The following is an 18,276-nucleotide window of genomic DNA, read 5'->3' as shown; positions in this document are numbered from 1 at the left end:
GATTCTGGGAGGAACCGAAATGCGCTATAAACTTTTGACCGCTGCTTTTGCCGCGACGGCCGCGCTGCAATTTGCCGGCCCGGCAGCAGCCACCGACCTGGAAGTCACCCATTGGTGGACGTCGGGCGGCGAGGCGGCGGCAGTTGCGGAACTGGCCAAGGCCTTCGATGCGACCGGCAACCACTGGGTCGACGGCGCCATTGCCGGGTCCGGCGGCACCGCGCGGCCTATCATGATCAGCCGCATCACCGGTGGTGATCCGATGGGCGCCACCCAGTTCAACCACGGCCGGCAGGCGGAGGAACTGGTGCAGGCCGGCCTGATGCGCGACCTCACCGACGTCGCCACCAAGGGCAAGTGGACGGAAATCGTGCGGCCGAAGAGCCTGCTCGACAGCTGCACCATCGACGGCAAGATCTATTGCGTGCCGGTCAACATCCATTCCTGGCAATGGCTGTGGCTGTCGAACGAGGCCTTCGCCAAGGCTGGCGTGCCGACGCCGAAAGACTGGAATGAGTTCGTCGCGGCAGCGCCGGCGCTGGAAAAGGCCGGCATCATCCCGCTCGCTGTTGGCGGACAGGCATGGCAGTCCTCCGGCGCCTTCGATGTGCTGCTGGCGGCCGTGGGCGGCTCCGATGCATTCCTCAAGGTCTACAAGGACAAGGACGCCAAATTTGCTGCCGGCCCCGAGATCGCCAAGGTGTTCAAGGCCGCCGACGATGCCCGCAAGATGGCCAAGAACACCAATGTGCAGGACTGGAACCAGGCGACCAATCTGGTCATCACCGGCAAGGCCGGCGGCCAGATCATGGGTGACTGGGCGCAGGGCGAGTTCCAGGTTGCCGGCAAGGTCGCGGGCAAGGACTACACCTGCCTGCCGGGCCTCGGCCTGAACGAAGTGATCGCCACCGGCGGCGACGCCTTCTACTTCCCGCTGCTCAAGGATGCCGACAAGTCCAAGGCGCAGGAAGTGCTGGCCGAAACGCTGCTCGATCCCAAGACGCAGGTCGCCTTCAACCTGAAGAAGGGCTCGCTGCCGGTACGCGGCGACGTCGATCTCAATGCCGCCAACGACTGCATGAAGAAGGGCCTCGCCATCCTCGCCAAGGGCGCCGTCATCCCGTGGACGGACCAGCTGATGTCGCAGGACACCCAGAAGCAGAAGGAGGATCTCTTCGCCGAATTCTTCGCCAAGCCGGACATGACGGTGGAAGAGGCGCAGAAGCGCTTCGCCGACCTCATCGCGGCGGCAGACTGACGTTGGAGGCCATCCACCTCGCTCCCGGCCTTGCCACAAGCAGGGCCGGGATCGCACCGCCCTTACCCAGCCGGCTGACGAGATGAGCAAGAGCGAACGCCCCAACCCGCTGTTCCGCAACCTCAATGCGAAGGTCGCCTCGATCCCGATGATCCTCACCGCGTCGGTGGTCTTCGTTGGCGGCACGTTGTGGACGGTGCTCTATTCCTTCACCAATTCGAAGCTGTTGCCGCGGCTGAATTTCGTCGGCCTCGATCAGTATTATCGGCTGTGGGCGACACCGCGCTGGCTGATCTCGATCGAGAACCTGTTGATCTACGGCGCGATCTCGCTGGTGTTCTCGCTGGTCATCGGCTTCCTGCTTGCGGCACTCCTCGACCAGAAGATCCGCTTCGAGGATACGTTCCGCACCATTTTCCTCTATCCGTTCGCGCTTTCCTTCATCGTTACCGGCCTGGTCTGGCAGTGGCTGCTCAATCCGGATTTCGGCATCCAGCATGTGGTGCGGGATCTCGGCTGGACGAGCTTCAGCTTCGACCCGCTCTATAATTCCAGCATCGTCATCTATGGCATTTCGATCGCCGCGCTGTGGCAAGGCACAGGGCTCATCATGTGCCTGATGCTGGCCGGCCTGCGCGGCATCGACGAAGACATATGGAAGGCGGCGCGGGTCGACGGGATTCCGATGTGGAAGACCTATCTGTTCATCGTCATTCCCATGATGCGTCCGGTCTTCATCACCACGCTGGTCATCATCGCTTCCGGAATCGTCAAGGTGTACGACCTCGTTGTCGCCCAGACCAGCGGCGGCCCCGGCATCGCCTCCGAAGTGCCGGCAAAATATGTCTACGACTACATGTTCTTCGCGCAGAATCTCGGCCAGGGCTTTGCCGCATCGACCATGATGCTGCTCTCGGTGGTGATCGTCATCGTGCCATGGGCTTATCTCGAATTCGGAGGCAAGAAGCGTGGCTGACCCGGCCGTCACCTTGCCCGCCGGCGCGGGTGCCGCCGAGCGCGAAGCCTTGGGGCCGCGCGGGCCGAAGCCGCGGCATGTCTTCTCGCGCCGCAACATCTTCCTTTATGGCACGCTGTTCGTGATGGCGGTCTACTATTTGCTGCCGCTTTACGTGATGGTCGTCACCTCGCTCAAGGGCATGCCCGAGATCCGGCTCGGCAACATCTTTGCGCCGCCGCTCGAAATCACCTTCGAGCCGTGGGTCAAGGCGTGGGCGACGGCCTGCACCGGCCTCAATTGCGACGGGCTGTCGCGCGGCTTCTGGAATTCGGTGCGCATCACCGTCCCCTCGGTGCTGCTGTCGATCGCGATTGCCTCGGTCAACGGCTATGCGCTCGCCAACTGGCGCTTCAAGGGCGCCGACACGTTCTTCGTCATCCTGATCGTCGGCGCCTTCATCCCCTACCAGGTGATGATCTATCCGATCGTCATCATCCTGCGCGAGATCGGCCTCTATGGCAGCCTGAGCGGCCTGGTGATCGTCCATTCCATTTTCGGCATGCCGATCCTGACCCTGTTGTTCCGCAACTACTTTGCGTCGATGCCGGAGGAACTGTTCCGCGCGGCGCGTGTCGACGGCGCCGGCTTCTGGGGCATCTTCCTGCGCATCATGGCGCCGATGTCGCTGCCGATCTTCGTCGTCGCCATCATCCTGCAGGTCACCGGCATCTGGAACGACTTCCTGTTCGGCGTCGTCTACACCCGTCCCGACACCTATCCGATGACGGTGCAGCTCAACAACATCGTCAATTCGGTACAAGGCGTGAAGGAGTACAACGTCAACATGGCCGCCACCATCCTGACCGGCCTTGTGCCACTCATCGTCTACTTCATCTCCGGCAAGCTTTTCGTGCGCGGCATCGCCGCCGGTGCGGTGAAAGGGTGATGGCGATGACGGCAGCCAACGGCACCAGCGTTTCGATCCAGGACCTGTCGCTCAATTTCGGCGCTGTATCGGTGCTGCAGACGCTCAACCTCGATGTCGCCGAGGGCGAGTTCATCGTGCTGCTCGGTCCCTCGGGCTGCGGCAAGTCGACCTTGCTCAACTGCATCGCCGGCCTGCTCGACATTTCCGAAGGCCGCATCTTCATCAAGGGCAAGAACGTCACCTGGGAGGAGCCCAAGGACCGCGGCATCGGCATGGTGTTCCAGTCCTACGCGCTCTATCCGCAAATGACGGTGGAGAAGAACCTGTCCTTCGGCCTGCGCGTTGCCGGCGTGCCAAAGGACGAGATCGCCAAGCGCATCGCGCGCGCCGCCGAGATCCTGCAGATCGAGCCGCTGCTGCAGCGCAAGCCCGCAGCCTTGTCCGGCGGTCAGCGCCAGCGCGTGGCGATTGGGCGGGCGCTGGTGCGCGACGTCGACGTCTTCCTGTTCGACGAGCCGCTGTCCAATCTCGATGCCAAGCTGCGCGCCGAGCTGCGCGTCGAGATCAAGCTTCTGCACCGCAATCTGCAGAACACCATGATCTACGTCACCCACGACCAGATCGAGGCAATGACGCTGGCCGATCGCATTGCGGTGATGAAAGGCGGCGTCATCCAGCAGCTCGATGCACCGCAGACGATCTACAACCGCCCGGTCAACCGCTTCGTCGCCGGCTTCCTCGGCTCGCCGGCGATGAATTTCCTCGAAGGGCAGATGGAGGCCGGTCCGACGTTCAAGACCGACGGTGTTTCGGTGCCGCTGGAGCGCTATGCCTTTGACGGTACGGAGCGTCCGACCGGCGCTTGCGTGCTCGGCATCCGGCCCGAACACATCGCCTTCGGTGACGCGGCGAAGTCGATGCCGTTTTCCGCCAGCGGTTCGGTCGAGATCGTCGAGCCGATGGGTTCCGACACGCTGGTGTGGACAAAACTCGGCGGCCGCAACCTTTCGTTCCGCGTCGAGGCGGAACGGACGCTGAGCAGCGGCGACCCGGTCCAGTTCGGGTTCGACCCGGCGCGCGCCTCGCTGTTCGACGCCGCCACCGGCAATCGCCTGTAACTTTTGAAAATCATCCCAATCACATCTCCCCAAGAACGATCCCCCAAGACCCACCACCCAAGAAACGGACAGAGACGATGAACTGGTCATTCCAACTCTACAGCGCCCGCAATTTCCTGCCCTGGGACGGCATCCTGAAAATGCTGGGCAAGCTCGGCTACAAGGAAGTCGAAGGCTTTGGCGGCGTCTATGATGACCCCAAGGCGTTCCGCGCCGAACTCGACAAGAACGGGCTTGCGATGCCGACCGGGCATTTCTCGATCGATGCGCTGGAGAATGATTTCGATGGCGTGCGCAAGACAGCCGATGCGCTCGGCATTACGCTGGTCATCTGTCCCTATCTCCTGGCCGAGCAGCGGCCGGCCGATGCTGCCGGCTGGCGTGGCTTTGGCGAGCGTCTGGCCAAGGTCGGCGAAACCGCCAAAAAGGCCGGCTACGGCTTTGCCTGGCACAATCATGATTTCGAGTTCAAGAGGCTCGCCGACGGTTCGGTGCCGCAGGACCACATCCTGTCGGCCGCACCTGATATCGGCTGGGAGATGGACGTCGCCTGGGTGATCCGCGGCGGCGTAGATCCGCTGCCGTGGATCGAAAAGCACGGCAAGCGCATCAGCGCCGTCCATGTCAAGGACATGGCCAACGCAGGCGAAGGGCTCGACGAGGACGGCTGGGCCGATGTCGGCCACGGCACCATCGATTGGGCCGGCCTGATCAAGGCGCTGCGCGCCAAGACCCCGGCGAAATATTACGTCATGGAACAGGACAATCCGAACAACATCGAGCGCTTCGCCAGCCGCTCGCTCGGTTCCGTCAAGGCTTACTAGGAACAACCATCATGGCAAAGAAACTGGGTATCGGCGTCATCGGCTGCGGCAACATCTCGAAGGCGTATTTTTCGCTGGCGCCGCTGTTTCGCGGCATCGAGATGCGCGCCTGCGCCGACATCAATATGGACGCGGCCAAGGCGCGGGCGAAGGAGTTCAAGCTGCGCGCCGAGACCGTCGACGAACTGCTGAAGGACGACGAGATCGACATCATCGTCAACCTGACCATCCCGGCGGTGCATTACGAGGTGTCGAAGCAGATCCTCGACGCCGGCAAGCATGTCTATTCGGAAAAGCCGTTCGTGCTGTCGATCAAGGAAGGGCTCGACCTGAAAAGCCGCGCCGAGAAGAAGGGGCTGCGCATCGGCTCGGCTCCGGATACGTTTCTCGGCGGCGCGCACCAGCTGGTGCGCAATCTCATCGACAATGGCACGCTGGGCAAGATCACCAGCGGCACCTGCCACGTCATGGGCCACGGCATGGAGCACTGGCACCCCAATCCGGATTTCTTCTTCCAGCCGGGTGCCGGGCCGGTGCTCGATATCGGACCCTACTACATCACCAACCTGATTCAACTGATCGGGCCGGTGAAGCAGGTGGCGGCCGTTGCGACGACGCCTGCCAAGGAACGCACCATCAGCTCAAAGCCGCGTGCGGGTGAAAAGGTCCCGGTCAACACGCCGACGACCATCCACGGCCTGCTCGAGTTCGAGAACGGCGCCGTGATCACGCTCAACACCAGCTGGGACGTCTGGAGCCATGGCCATGCGCCGATGGAACTCTATGGCGAGGCCGGTACGGTGTATGTGCCGGATCCGAATTTCTTCGGCGGCGACGTGCGCATCACCGAGGGAGCCAAGCCGGTGAAGAAACTGCCGAAATGGAAGCATCCGTTCGGCGTGCCGAACGAAATGCACGGCCAGGGCATGATGGCCAATTACCGCACCGCAGGCCTTGCCGACATGGCGCTGGCGATCGCCGAGGGCCGGCCGCACCGTTGCTCGATGGAGCTGGCGCTGCATGCCGTCGACGTCATGACCGGCCTGCTGCGGTCGGGCGAGTCCGGCAAGTTCGTCGCCATGCAGACCACATGCGAGCGGCCGGCTGCGCTCGGCGTCAAGGACGCAAAAGGGCTGTTGGCAAAGAAGAAATGAGGTAGAAGGGTGTCGGCGCGCTCGCGCCGACACCCTTTCAATCCAGGATACATCCCATGCGCTGGCAGCCGGCTGAAAACCGCTATGAGAAAATGGTCTACAACAGGTGCGGGCGGTCCGGCCTGAAACTGCCGGCGATCTCGCTCGGCCTGTGGCACAATTTCGGCAACGACACGCCGCACAAGACCAAGCAGGCGATCGCACGCAAGGCCTTCGATCTTGGCATCACCCATTTCGATCTCGCCAACAATTACGGCCCGCCGCCCGGCTCGGCCGAGATCGCCTTCGGCGAGATATTGCGCACCGATTTCGCCGGTTATCGCGACGAGCTGATCATCTCGACCAAGGCCGGCTACGAGATGTGGGCCGGTCCTTATGGCGAATGGGGCAGCCGCAAATATGTTCTGGCCAGCCTCGACCAGAGCCTGAAGCGGATGGGGCTCGACTATGTCGACATCTTTTATTCGCATCGCTTCGACCCCGACACGCCACTCGAAGAAACGATGGGCGCGCTCGACCATGCGGTGCGTTCGGGCAAGGCGCTCTATGCCGGTATCTCGTCCTACAATTCGCAGCGCACGCGCGAGGCAGCCGACCTATTGAAGCAGCTCGGCACGCCCTGCATTATCCATCAGCCGAGCTATTCGATGCTCAATCGCTGGGTCGAAGAGGATGGGCTGCTCGATACGTTGGAAGGGCTCGGCGTCGGCTCGATCGTGTTCTCGCCGCTGGCGCAAGGCATGCTGACCGACAAATATCTGGGCGGCATTCCCGAGGGCAGCCGCGCTTCCCAGGGCAAGTCGCTGCGGCCGGCCTTCATCAACGACAAGACCATCGCCAACATCCAGGCGCTGAATAAGATTGCCGGCAAGCGCGGCCAGACACTGGCGCAGATGGCTTTGGCCTGGGTGCTGCGCAAGGGCCGGGTGACCTCAGCGCTGATCGGCGCCAGCCGGCCGGAGCAGGTCGAAGACTGCGTCGGTGCGCTCAAGGTGCTCGAGTTCAGCGACGCCGAACTCGCCGAGATCGACACTTATGCACGCGAGTCCGACATCAATCTGTGGGCGGCTTCGGCGGAACGCAAGGGTCCGCCGCGGAAGTAAGCTAAAAACACAGCCGGCAAACGATACGAATGCAAACGGCGGGAATATCCCGCCGTTTGCATTTTCATGAGACGATGAACCGCTCTCGCCTCAGGGCTTCTTGGCGGTGCCGAGACCAGCCTTGGGCGCCGGCGCGGCGGCCGGAGCCGGCGTCTTCATCTTGGCCTCGATCCAGCCGGTGTAGTTGGCCAGCCGCGTGTAGATGCCATAGGCGTTCTTGTGGCCACAGGCTGCGGTGCCGTCGGACGGGCCTTCGCCCCAGCTGACGACGCCGACCTGGACCGGACCGTTGGCGCCGGTCATGAACAGCGGCCCGCCGCTGTCGCCGTTGCAGGCGTCGCGTTCGCCGCTGTCGGTGCCGGCGCAGATCATGTTCTTGGTCAGCGGATCGGACATGTCGGCGGCAATCGCATTGGCGGCGGCCTCGATGCCCTTTTCCGAATAACGCATGCGGTGCGAGAGATCGCCGAGCGCCGCCTTCAGGTCATGCGCGTAGATCGACTTGATGCCGCTGTTGCAGGCGGCGCTCGGCTCGAGGTCGAGATCGGCCACCATCAGCGCGGTCGGGAAGGTGCCGTCCTGCATCTTGCCCCAGCCGATGACCGTGGTCTTGCCGCTGTCCGGCGTCGGCTCGCTGGTGATCTTGATGCCCGGCGCATCGGCGGGTTCCGCCAGCCGGAGCAGGCCGAGGTCGTTGTCCAGCGTCTGTTCGCTATAGCCCTCGTTTACGATAACCTCGACCACCTTGTAGCGCTTGCCTTCGGTGAGATCGGTGGCGCCGGTCAACACAGTCACCGTGTCCGGCGAAATCGGCCGGCCCTTGTCGTTCAGGCAGTGCGCCGCTGTCAGTACCCATTGCGGTGCAATCAGGCTGCCGCCGCAAAATTGCGCGTTCGGCTGCGAGGCGGGGCTGGGATCCAGCCGGGCAGTGGTCAGCAGCGCAACCTGGAACGGATAGGCGCCCTTGTCTGCTTCCTTGCCGCCATAGACTCGGTCGGCGCCGTCAGGGTTCTCGGCCTTGGCCTTGTCCCGGGCTTCGGCGACGCGTTGCATCGGCGAGACCGCCGCTTCCGGCCTGACGGCGGCGTCGGCCGCATGCAGCGCGTTGACGGCGGGGAAAGCGGTTGCGATGCCCAACAGCGATGCAGCGGCGAGCCGCCTGAACCGATGGATGATGTTCACCTTGAAACCTCCTGAGATGAAAATTGGCGGGCCATACCAACCTAGCGCAAAATCAGCGTAAGCGAACCCGGTACGCCGCTCGCACCTTGCGCCATATCAAACGGCGCGCGAGCGGTCATAAAACCGAAATACCACTTTTGCTAATCGTGCCCAGTCGGGCAGAGCCCACCCAAACCCTATAGCCCCCCACGGGCTACGCGGAAGCGATTTGTCATTGCCAATGTTGGATTATTTTAGGCAGTATATCGACGCGGATGCGTTTGGCGGAGGGCTTTAACGAGGCCGCCCGGAACGATGATCCGACACGGGCGGGTAACCAAACTGATTTTTTTACGCCACCACGATCTCGACAATATTTCTGTATTTTGATCCACTCCTTGCTGACTTTTGGGAGAGTCTCACCATGACGAAACTGACAAGCACTATCATTGCGTCCGCATTGCTATCCACCGCACTGTGGACGATGCCCGCCTTCGCCGCCGATCCCGGTTCCGCGAATGCCGGCAATGGCGAAAGCATGCGCGATGTGGGTACGGGCGAATACCAGCCTGGCCGGGCAAAACCGATCGCCCCGCCGAAGCTGACCGAAGACGAAGCCAGCCGGGCAGCGCCGCTGACCGATGAGGCGACTGCGGTCAAATCCTATGGCATCGTCGGCCGTTCCGCCGATGGCAAGGACATCAAGATCGATGCCGGCGAGACGCTGAAGGACCTTGTCATCAAGGAACTGAATGCGCCGGCTAACGCACCGGCCGCTGACAAGACCGGACTGACGGGCGGCGACGAAGCCGGCCGCCAGGTGTTCGGCGAAGACGACCGCGAGCAGATCAAGAACACCAAGACCTACCCGTTCACCGCGATCGGCTATATCGAAGGCAAAGCCAAGAGCGGCTATGGCAGCTGCTCGGGGACCTTGATCGGTCCGCGCACGGTGCTCACCGCCGCGCATTGCCTCTACAGCAATGAAGACAAGGCCTGGCTCGACGACGTCATCTTCGTGCCGTCGCTCAACGGCAACACTGCCGACGATGCACCGTTCGGCGCTTTCAGCTATGAGAGCGTCTATATCCTGCAGGGTTTCATCGACAATTATCAGGGCTACTACGGCTCGGTCATTCCGTGGGATCTCGGTATCATCACGCTGAAGCAGGATATCGGCACCAATCTCGGCTGGCTGGGTTATGCCAACTATGAGAATCTGGGCGATTTCACCGCCAACATCGTCGGTTACCCCGGCGACAAGCCGATGGGTACGATGTGGAAGGCGACCTGTGAAGTGCACGCCGAAAACATCGGTGTGGAGTATTTCCAATACGACTGCGACACCTATCCGGGGTCGAGCGGCAGCTCGGTCTACGCCTATGACAATGGCGCCAAGCAGCGCGTCGTCACCGGCGTGAACGTGGCCGAAAGCCCCAACGCCAACACCGCGGTGCGCTTGAACGCCGCCAACGTGCAGTGGATCAACGGCCTGTACAAATAGGCCAGATCTTTCGCCGGCAAACTGCGGCGAGAACCGGCAATACCGAACCGGCGGCGGGACTTTCCCGCTGCCGGTTTTTTGCATCGAAATCGCTCCCTTGCACAGTTTTGCAGCGACGCCTACGCTAGGCGATCCAAGGGGTTGGGAACGATGGCGCGGGCAAAAATGATCTTCTGGGTCAGGGCGATGGCGGCTGCATCGATGCTGGCCGCACTGACATGTTTTTCCGCCATGGCCGATCAAGGTGGTGCCCCACCTGACGGCACCTGGGCCGAGCGGGTGCAGATCCTCTATCAGAGTGATACGCGTTCGGTGCTGCGCAGAAACGTGCGGGTCTGGGATTTCCATCCGGAGTTGGGCCTGGATTTCGTCTGGGAGCCGGCCGCCGGCCAGTCTCCGGACCGGACGGTCGCGGCCGACGGCATCGTCAACGGCAAGGGCAGGCTGGTCTGGCGGGTGCGCGGCTCGGCGAGCTACGACCCCAAGACCATCTATTCCAGCTATTTCGGCGAAATCAGGAATGGTCGGCCCGATGGGCAAGGCCGCCTGGAACTGCGCTCAGGCGAAATACTCGACGGCCAGTGGGTCGCCGGCCAGCTCGACGGTCACGGCATCCATGTCGATGCCGACGGAAACCGCTATGAAGGGCAATTCAAGGCTGGTGTGCCAAATGGCGAGGGCCGGCTGGAGACGAAGACTGGCGAAATATTTATCGGCTTGTTTGCCGATGGGCTGAAGAACGGCAAGGGCCGCACCCGGCTGCCGGGCGGCACCGTCTATGAATCGCAATGGGCGATGGGCAAGGAGATCGGCGGCGCGCGCCCCGACGTGCTGGCCGATGCCCGAGTGGGCGGGTTGCTCAAGGCGCAAACCGGCGGCGGCGCCGCAGACAAGGTCGAGATCGGCATTGCCGTCGACCAGCGCATGACGCAGCAGGCCGACATGCAGTACCAGCATCTGGTGCGCGACGAAGACATCGCGATCTATCCGGTGGCGAACGAATACAATGACGCCTGGAACGGCACCGGGCAGATTCGTACCGGCAATGTCTATGACGGCATGGATTGGGAGCAGGCGCCGGCCTTCGCCGAAGTCGACCTCAAGACCACCGATCAGTCCAGGGTCAAGCTCGACAGCCTGGAAATGAAGGTTGCTTCCAGCGAAGCTTACCGCAAGCCAATGCTGTCGATCAGCGAGCACTATGGCTGTGTCGGTTTCCGCCCCGATTTCTCGATCGTCAACAATGGCTGGGGCGATGTGAAGGACATGAAGATGTCGATCCAGTTCACCAGGACCGACGAGGAGGGCAATCCTACGGGTGAGCCGGGCCGCGCTTACACCAAGGACGTCGGCAGCTTTGGCGATGGCGTCGACGTGTCGGTCAAGAATTTGCTGACGGAGGCCGGGGTCGATACGGCCACGCTCGAGACCGAGCGCTTCACCTGTCCGTCGCGGGACAGCCTCGACGTCTGCCGTGCCCAGGTGGCCAACAAGGTCAAGTTCGGCGACATCGCCGACTATGTCAGCGGCAGTCTCGAGAAAATGAGCGTCACCGGCATCGGTAAGCTTGATTATTCCTGGGCGGATGATCAGGGCGCTGTCTACCAGCAGAGCGAGCAGTTCAGCGTCACCATTCCGCTGGTCAGCATCGAGGTCCCGGAATCGCTCGCCGAATGCGGCGATGGCGGCGGCTCATCGCCCGAAGCGCTACGCTACCAGAACATCGAATTCCCGATCGGCAAGACCGACTACAGCATCCCCATGCCTGTTCGCGGCAACAAGAATCTCAGCGCCTACACGGCGCGGCTGAAGATGTGGTCGTCAATGTCGTCGATCCATCGTTTCAGCATTGCCGCGCATTTCGCCGACGGCAGCACGCGCGAGAGCAAGCCGGCGACATTCTTCTATTTCCGGCCGAAGCAATCGCTGTTTGAGACCAGGACCAAGCCGGCGGTCTGCTATCTGCCCGCCGATCTGGAGGGCTGCTGAGAGACCGTTTGGAAATTCTACTCTGGCGGCCATCTGAAGGCGGGTTCTGCGCTTACTACAGCGCCGCGCGTCCTCGGACGCGCAAAGGACGCTGTAGCACTTTGATTTTGCACATGATCCTTTCCGAAATCGAGATCGATTTCGGGGTCATGTGCGTGCTCACGGACCCAAATGTTCCGCTGCGCTCCGGTTCTCGAAACCACCATCATATGACTCACCAGAGCGAATTTCGAAACGGTCTCTGCGGCCTGTATGGCCGCTTTGGCTAATAACTATTTCGAGCCCATCTCGAAATAATTGGGCAGCGGGATCAGCCTCGCAAAGATTGTGCCCTGGCTGAAGACCCTGAGTTCCAGCATCGACCCGGACGATCGCTCGGCCTTCTGGTCGAACAGGAAATTGCCGAGCGAATAGATCTCCGCCACATCGCCGCCGGCGAGCGGCAGGATCGCCTCGCTCGACACATGCGGGTGGCCGCCGACGATGGCTGACACGCCGCGCAACCGCATCTGGTCGGCAAGCATCTCCTCGCGCGGTGACGGCTCGGTCTTGTACTCGCGGCCCCAATGGACAAAGGCAATCACCGGCCGCTCGGCATTGTCGTGCAGCAGCCGGTCGAGCAAGGCAGGCGTCAAAAGGGCGGTGTTTCTGGAGCCATTGGTGTCGATGTCGGTCAGCCCGACAAGGTCGAGATCGGCAAGCGCCAGCGTTTCGCCCTGGCCGAAATGGGCGATGCCGACGGCATCGAGCGCGGCCAGCGTCTCGGCATAACCGGATGGGCCGAGGTCATAGGCGTGGTTGTTGGCGAGGCTCACGGCGACGACATGCAATTTCTTCAACATGCCGATGGCGAGATCGACTGGCATCGCCAGTGTCATGTCGTCGATCGCTTCGGGGACGTTGGGCAGGATGACGCCTTCGAGATTGACGATCAGCGGCCGCGACCGGGTCAACGCAAGCACGCTGTCGACGATCTTCTCGGCAATGCCGTCGCGGACCAGGACCTTCTTCATGGCGCGGCCGAAATTCACGTCGCCGGCGAAATAATAGAGCTTGTCGTTTGGCCGGGTCGGATTGTTGAAACCGGGGCCGAAAGCGCCGAACAGGGCCACGACATAGCTGGTGGTGCGCTCGACATAGTCGCTCGAATGCGCTTGCGAATTCTCGTTGGCGACGACCAGCGGCTGAGCGCCGAACAGTTCGCGCTGCAGCCTGGTCTGGATGTATAGCGCGCCGACCGAGTCGGCGTGCGCTGGCTGCTGCAGCGCCGCAATGCCGTCGAGCGAGCCGGCGGCGAGCATGTTCAGCGTCTGCTGGTCGAAACGCCGCGCCTCATGCTGCGGCAGATAGTGCGAGAAATCGGTGGATTCGACGATCAGCGTGTCCTTGTCGACGATCGCCTTCAGCGCCTCCGCCAGCCGGTCCCAGTCGGCTCGCTTGGCTTTGACCGACATTGCCACCGGCACGATTTCAGCTTCGGGAAAATAGTGGTGCAGAAAGGGCAGCATGGCCTGTACGCCATGTTCCTTGGCAAACAGGCAGGATTCTTCGATGTCGCTGTTTGTTTCGAGAAGGCGCACGGCCGCTGTGTCGGCGTGGACCGGGCCGACCACTGTTTCAAAGCCGCGCGTCGTTGTGGCGAAGAGTTTTTGCGTCTTGTGAAAGTGGTCCGGAGACAGGATGACGATGCGCTTGTAGCGAAAGCTGGACGCGGCATGGAAACCGAGTGCAATGAGGTCGGCGGCCAGAAGGTGATGCGGCACGGTGATGCCGGTGAGACGTTGGTTGGAGGTGTCGAGTTTGGCGACGGTGGCGATGGCGTCGGTGAAGAGGGTGGGGTCGGAGTAGAAGGACTGGAAATTCGCATCGCCCGGCGGACAGGCGACGGGGGTGGCGGATGCGTGAAGGGGAAACAAGATAAGGAGGGTGACTGCAAAGATCAGCAGAATGGTCTGCGCCCAGGCACCCCCCTCTGTCCTGCCGGACATCTCCCCCTCAAGGGGGGAGATTAATCTCCTCGTCGCCAGCTCATCTTTTGAAAGGTTGATACCTGGCGAAGTCGCCGATGACAGCTGATCTCCCCCCTTGAGGGGGAGATGTCCGGCAGGACAGAGGGGGGTGCCTGGGCGCAGACCTCTCACGGCTCTGCCAGGACAATGTTCTCAACGCCGCCGACATAATAGAACGGCTTCTGCTTGGCCGCTGTCAGCCGTAGCACTTCGCGCGAAATGTAGTCGGCGAGGCCGAACAGCGTCACGCCGCCATCCGATGTCTTGGCCCGGCCGCGCAGGCCTTCGAGTATCGAATAGGTGAAGACGCCATGGCCGAGCTCCGGCAGTTCGGCGGCGGTATTGTTCGCGGCGGTGGCCGAGAAAACGACGATGCGCGCGTCCTGCGCGTCCTTTTCCAGGCGCGGGTTGAAGGCATTGGCGGCATGGCAGGTGTCGAGCAGCATGAAGCGCATGCCTTTGGCCCGCTCGACCGATTTCTGGATGTCGCCCCAATCGACCAGCGAGGAGCGCTTCCAGCGGTCGGCGTCCTGCTTGCGGCCATCGGTGGGGATGAAATAATAGTCCTCGTCGATGTTGATGCCGTGACCGGCGACGAAGATGATGGTGGTGTCGTTCTCGCCGGGCTTGTCGAGGAAGTCGGCAAGCTGGTCGTCGATGGTGTCGGAGTCCGGCTCCAGGATGCTGTCGGCGCTGGCGACCTTGAACACGTCCTTGCCGGCGTCGGGCGCCTCGTCCAGCGCTTCGAGGTTGACCAGCACCAGTGTCTCCATCGACGAGAACAGCGGCGCGGATTTCTGCGAGATCACCTTCAGGAATTCGGTGGCATCGTCGACGGGGTAGCGCAGATCGCAAGCGCGGCCGGCGCAGGCATCGGTGAGGAAAGGATATTTGTCGACGCCGATCACGGCGACGTAGAGCTTGCCCTTGTTGGCTTGCTTCTCGGTTTTCCGGCCCAGCGCGGTGACGCTGCGCTCGGTCAGGTAGCCGAATTCGTTGGTGCCGGTGATGCGGATGGTGTTTTCGCCATTCTCGACCGGTACCTCGACGATGGTGTTCTTGCCGCCATCGGCCGAGCGTGCGGTCACATCCCCGACATTGCGGCTGTTCGACAGGATCGAGAAACCGGCGACATTGGCGCCGGCTTCCTGCGCGCCCGAGATCTCGACGGCGACATACCCCTCGCGGACATTGCTCTGGTCGTCAGCTAGCTTGATGCCGAATTCCGGCGGCTTGCGCAGCAAGAGCTTTTCCAGCTCGCGGTCGACGCCCGGACGCATTTCCTGCACGGCTTGTTCGGCGCTGCGCAGGACAATGGCCCGGCGCACCATTTCCGGGCTCCAGAGATACTTTTTCAGCTGACCGGCGCTGATGAAGCGCCCCTCATGATCACGGCCCTGATTGACCTGCCAGCCGATCAACTTGTCTCCGTCGGCGGAGGAGTAGTAGTAACCCTGAGGCATCCAGACGATCCATTCGGAGCCGGCAAAGAACATCGAGACAATCAGTTTGTGCGTCTTCAAATTCCACAGCCGCACGGTCTGGTCGGCGCTGCCGGTGACCAGAAGTCCCTCCTTTTCGGAAGCGGCAATAGCGTTGATCTCGCCGGTGTGGCCGGTGAATTCGCCCGACACCTCGGCTGTCGCGGTCTTGTACTCCAGCAGCGTGCCGTCGCTGCCGCCGGTGATCAGGCCAAGCCCGTTGCCGAACAGCGTATAGGCCGAATGGACGAAGCCATTGGTGGCGGCGTTCTCGATGCTGTGCACGACCTTGCCGCCGCTTGCGATTTCCAGCACCGCATTCTCCAGGCCGTCCTTGCCGCCAGGGACGGCGCGAAGCGACCATTCACCGTCAGTCAACTCGGCGCGGGCAAAGGCGCCCTGTTCCGTCAACGCCTCCGGGTCCTCAAAGAACCGCTCGGCCGTCGGCAGTGCCAGTGTCTTGTCCAGCGTGCCCAGCATCTCCGGACAGGAGACGCGTTCGGGGCAGGGGTTGGCATTGCCCCAAGCGACGGAATTGCTCGCCGCATCGAAGCCGACGGCCGTTACCGGTTCTCCGACCCCTTGCAGCAGCGCCTTGCGCTCGCCGGTCGCGGGGTCCCAGAGCTGGATGGTGTTGCGGGTGCCGCCGGCGGTCGCCACCAGCGAACCGTCCGCATTGCCGGCACTGGCAAAGACCGTGCCGTCATGGCCGCCATAGTCGAGCACCTGCTCGCCGCTGTCGGTATTCCAGACCACCGAGCGGTGCTTGTCGGCGCAGCGGTAGCTGCAGGATGCCACAAGCCGCGAGCCGGTGGCGAAGCTCAGCGCACCGATCTGGAAATCCTGCTTCGGCATGGCGCGGACGAACTTGCCGTCGCTGGCCTGCCAGAGCCGGACATCGCCATCCTTGCTGCCGGTGGCGAAAAGGTTGCCATCCAGCGAGACGGCGAGGGCGGCGACGCTGACGTCGCGCAGCGGTTCGGCTTCTTTGGGCAGAGCAATCTCTTCGCCCTTGGCGACGTCCCATAGCCTTATGCCATTGTCGGTGGTCGTCGCCACCAGCCGGGTTCCCGCTGCCACGAAGGCGAGCTTTTCGATACGCCAGGAATCGGCATCGAGTTTTGCGGCCAGCGTCCAGCCCGAAGCGGATTTGTCGTCCGCCCGCCACAGATAGACGAAGCCATCGCCGCCGCCAGCGGCGAGCATGTTTCCGTCCGGCGAAAAGGCGACATCGTAGATCGCGTAGTCGGCCGCCTTGAGCACGGCCTTGATCTTGACGGTGGCGAAATCGAACAGCCTGACATCGCCATAGGGCGGCTTGTCGCCGATGCCGGCGCCGAAATATCCGCCGGCGGCGATGGTCTTGCCGTTGGGTGATAGGGCGATGGCAAAGATCTTGCCGTCATTGCCGTTGCCGAGATAGCCGCGGATGGTGCGCAGCGTCACCCCACTCTGCCAGTCCCAGATGCGGATGGTCTTGTCGTCGGAGGCGGAGACCAGTTCCTGGCCGTCCGGGGTGAAGGCAAGGTCGGAAACCCTCGCGCTGTGACCGCCGGTGTTGAGATCGAGACGGAAATCGAGGTCTTCGGCACGGGCGACCGACGCCAGCGCCAGAAGACCGAGCACGATCAGCCACCGGAAAGCACGCAAGGGGTGAGAGCTGCCCGGCACCTTGTTGCGCCGCTATTTGGAGTCAGCAGGCGGGGGCGACCCATGGCGCACATAGTTCTCGATCGCCTGGGCATAGTTCGCGGAACCGGTCTTGCGTTCCTTTTCTATGTAGCCGGCAAAGTAGCTCCAGAACGACACGGCATAGTCGCGGAAATAGGCATCGGCGACGTCGCGCGAACAGAGCTTGCCTTCAACGCAGATGGAGAGACGGTTGAGGAAATAGACGATGCGGTCGAAATTGTCGTTGAAATCGGCGATCGGCATGGCGCCGCCGCTGGCGGTCATCGCCTCGATGCCGATGCGTTGCCGAAACACTTGTTCCTCGGTCGGCGACGGCGTGGCGCTGAGCAGATTGTCATATTTGGCGTTGAGCGCCGCCAGCCGCTCCTTGAGCGCGCGCTGCGCTTGCTGAAAATCCTTGCTCTCCCAGAGCTCGACCAGCGACATCGTCTGCTCGACGCGCTTCTGTTCCTGGTTTGCCAGAAACTGAAAGACCGAGAAGGCAAGGGTGAAGATGATCGCCAGCCGCACGGCGAGACCCGACCAGGCGTAGGCCAGCATGCGCCAGTCGCGGTCGGTGAACGGGTTGGATTCCTTCTTGATCTCGTGGCTGCTCGGCCACGGAAACCCTTCGGTGGTTTCCGGCAAGGTCTCCGGCTTCTTGTTCGACGCCGGCACCGGCAGGGCCGGCCGTTTTTGTGTTGCAGTGCCCCCCGGCTTTTTCATCCGCAGCTGTCCAGTTGGATGGTGGCGGAGGGATCGAGCACGATGCCGGGCGCCTCCAGTTTCTTTTTCAGGCAATCGAGCTGCGTGCGCGAAATCATGAACTGCACGTCCGGTTCGGCAGCCGCCTTGTTGGGTGACGGCAAGGGCTCGACCACGCCGCGCGAGGCGCAGCTGGAGAGATCGACGACGACGGCCGTGCTGCCGGTCTTGGCGATCTGGTCGTACTGGTCGAGAAAGCAGGTGGCGAGCTCGGAATTGGTGACGACCTGCTTGACGCACAGGCCGCAGCTCTCGTCCGCCGAAGCGTTGACGGCTAGCAACAAGCCGGCAGCAAGGCCGGCGGTCGATGCGCGCCAGGAAAGCACGGGGATAGTCACTGAAGTCCTCATCTG

14 protein-coding genes are annotated in these 18,276 nt (G+C 62.4%); 9 read left to right on the top strand and 5 right to left on the bottom strand.

Translation table 11 applies throughout. The features are described from left to right. Window positions 1–19: 19 nt before the first annotated feature. From AC1DYC_RS16615 to mgrA, 7 genes are all read left to right on the top strand, one after another. The gene (locus tag AC1DYC_RS16615) at window positions 20–1,258 is read left to right on the top strand and encodes an ABC transporter substrate-binding protein (protein WP_477309823.1); all 1,239 of its coding nucleotides are present in this window, start codon (window positions 20–22) and stop codon (window positions 1,256–1,258) included. A gap of 82 nt (window positions 1,259–1,340) precedes the next feature. Further along, entirely contained in the window at window positions 1,341–2,234 is an 894-nt protein-coding gene (locus AC1DYC_RS16610) for a carbohydrate ABC transporter permease (RefSeq protein WP_477407943.1), read from the top strand. Beyond that, entirely contained in the window at window positions 2,227–3,162 is a 936-nt protein-coding gene (locus AC1DYC_RS16605; RefSeq protein WP_477309824.1) for a carbohydrate ABC transporter permease, read from the top strand. The genes AC1DYC_RS16610 and AC1DYC_RS16605 overlap by 8 nt, the downstream gene beginning before the upstream one ends. A gap of 5 nt (window positions 3,163–3,167) precedes the next feature. Continuing rightward, window positions 3,168–4,262 carry an ABC transporter ATP-binding protein gene (locus AC1DYC_RS16600; RefSeq protein ID WP_477309838.1) on the top strand — a complete coding sequence of 365 codons (1,095 nt, stop codon included), beginning with the start codon at window positions 3,168–3,170 and terminating at the stop codon, window positions 4,260–4,262. Window positions 4,263–4,339: 77 nt separating this feature from the next. Then, window positions 4,340–5,086: a sugar phosphate isomerase/epimerase family protein gene (locus AC1DYC_RS16595; RefSeq protein WP_477407941.1), complete on the top strand. Its 747-nt coding sequence runs from the start codon at window positions 4,340–4,342 to the stop codon at window positions 5,084–5,086. Window positions 5,087–5,097: 11 nt separating this feature from the next. Next, the gene (locus AC1DYC_RS16590; protein ID WP_477407939.1) at window positions 5,098–6,240 is read left to right on the top strand and encodes a Gfo/Idh/MocA family protein; all 1,143 of its coding nucleotides are present in this window, start codon (window positions 5,098–5,100) and stop codon (window positions 6,238–6,240) included. 56 nt (window positions 6,241–6,296) lie between these two features. Then, window positions 6,297–7,343, top strand: coding sequence for an L-glyceraldehyde 3-phosphate reductase (gene mgrA, locus AC1DYC_RS16585; protein ID WP_477407937.1), 1,047 nt, complete (start codon window positions 6,297–6,299; stop codon window positions 7,341–7,343). A gap of 90 nt (window positions 7,344–7,433) precedes the next feature. On the opposite strand, the gene AC1DYC_RS16580 is transcribed toward mgrA, so the two are convergent. Beyond that, the gene (locus AC1DYC_RS16580) at window positions 7,434–8,525 is read right to left on the bottom strand and encodes a S1 family serine peptidase (RefSeq protein WP_477407935.1); all 1,092 of its coding nucleotides are present in this window, start codon (window positions 8,523–8,525) and stop codon (window positions 7,434–7,436) included. Window positions 8,526–8,928: 403 nt separating this feature from the next. Between AC1DYC_RS16580 and AC1DYC_RS16575 the strand changes: the two genes are divergently transcribed. Continuing rightward, entirely contained in the window at window positions 8,929–10,008 is a 1,080-nt protein-coding gene (locus AC1DYC_RS16575; RefSeq protein WP_477407933.1) for a trypsin-like serine peptidase, read from the top strand. 150 nt (window positions 10,009–10,158) lie between these two features. Continuing rightward, complete coding sequence (locus tag AC1DYC_RS16570) at window positions 10,159–11,997, top strand: MORN repeat-containing protein (protein ID WP_477407931.1); 1,839 nt, start codon at window positions 10,159–10,161, stop codon at window positions 11,995–11,997. Between the two features lie 272 nt (window positions 11,998–12,269). Here AC1DYC_RS16570 and amrB read toward each other — a convergent pair whose 3' ends face one another. The 4 genes from amrB to AC1DYC_RS16550 all read right to left on the bottom strand — a co-directional run bounded on the left by amrB (window position 12,270) and on the right by AC1DYC_RS16550 (window position 18,273). Then, the gene (gene amrB / locus AC1DYC_RS16565; RefSeq protein WP_477407929.1) at window positions 12,270–13,985 is read right to left on the bottom strand and encodes an AmmeMemoRadiSam system protein B; all 1,716 of its coding nucleotides are present in this window, start codon (window positions 13,983–13,985) and stop codon (window positions 12,270–12,272) included. A 149-nt stretch (window positions 13,986–14,134) separates the two neighbouring features. Then, a complete protein-coding gene (locus AC1DYC_RS16560) occupies window positions 14,135–17,137 on the bottom strand; it encodes a caspase family protein (RefSeq protein ID WP_477407927.1) in 3,003 nt (1,000 codons plus the stop codon). Window positions 17,138–17,170: 33 nt separating this feature from the next. Next, window positions 17,171–17,884 (bottom strand): DUF4760 domain-containing protein, encoded by a 714-nt coding sequence (locus AC1DYC_RS16555; protein ID WP_477309833.1) that lies wholly within the window; start codon window positions 17,882–17,884, stop codon window positions 17,171–17,173. After that, the gene (locus tag AC1DYC_RS16550; protein ID WP_477407925.1) at window positions 17,881–18,273 is read right to left on the bottom strand and encodes a hypothetical protein; all 393 of its coding nucleotides are present in this window, start codon (window positions 18,271–18,273) and stop codon (window positions 17,881–17,883) included. The genes AC1DYC_RS16555 and AC1DYC_RS16550 overlap by 4 nt, the downstream gene beginning before the upstream one ends. Window positions 18,274–18,276: the final 3 nt, after the last annotated feature.

It is taken from the genome of Mesorhizobium sp. P2_E7, assembly GCF_056403855.1.
The sequence above is the reverse complement of the archived record's forward strand: the minus strand, read 5'-3'. Positions and strand labels throughout refer to the sequence as shown.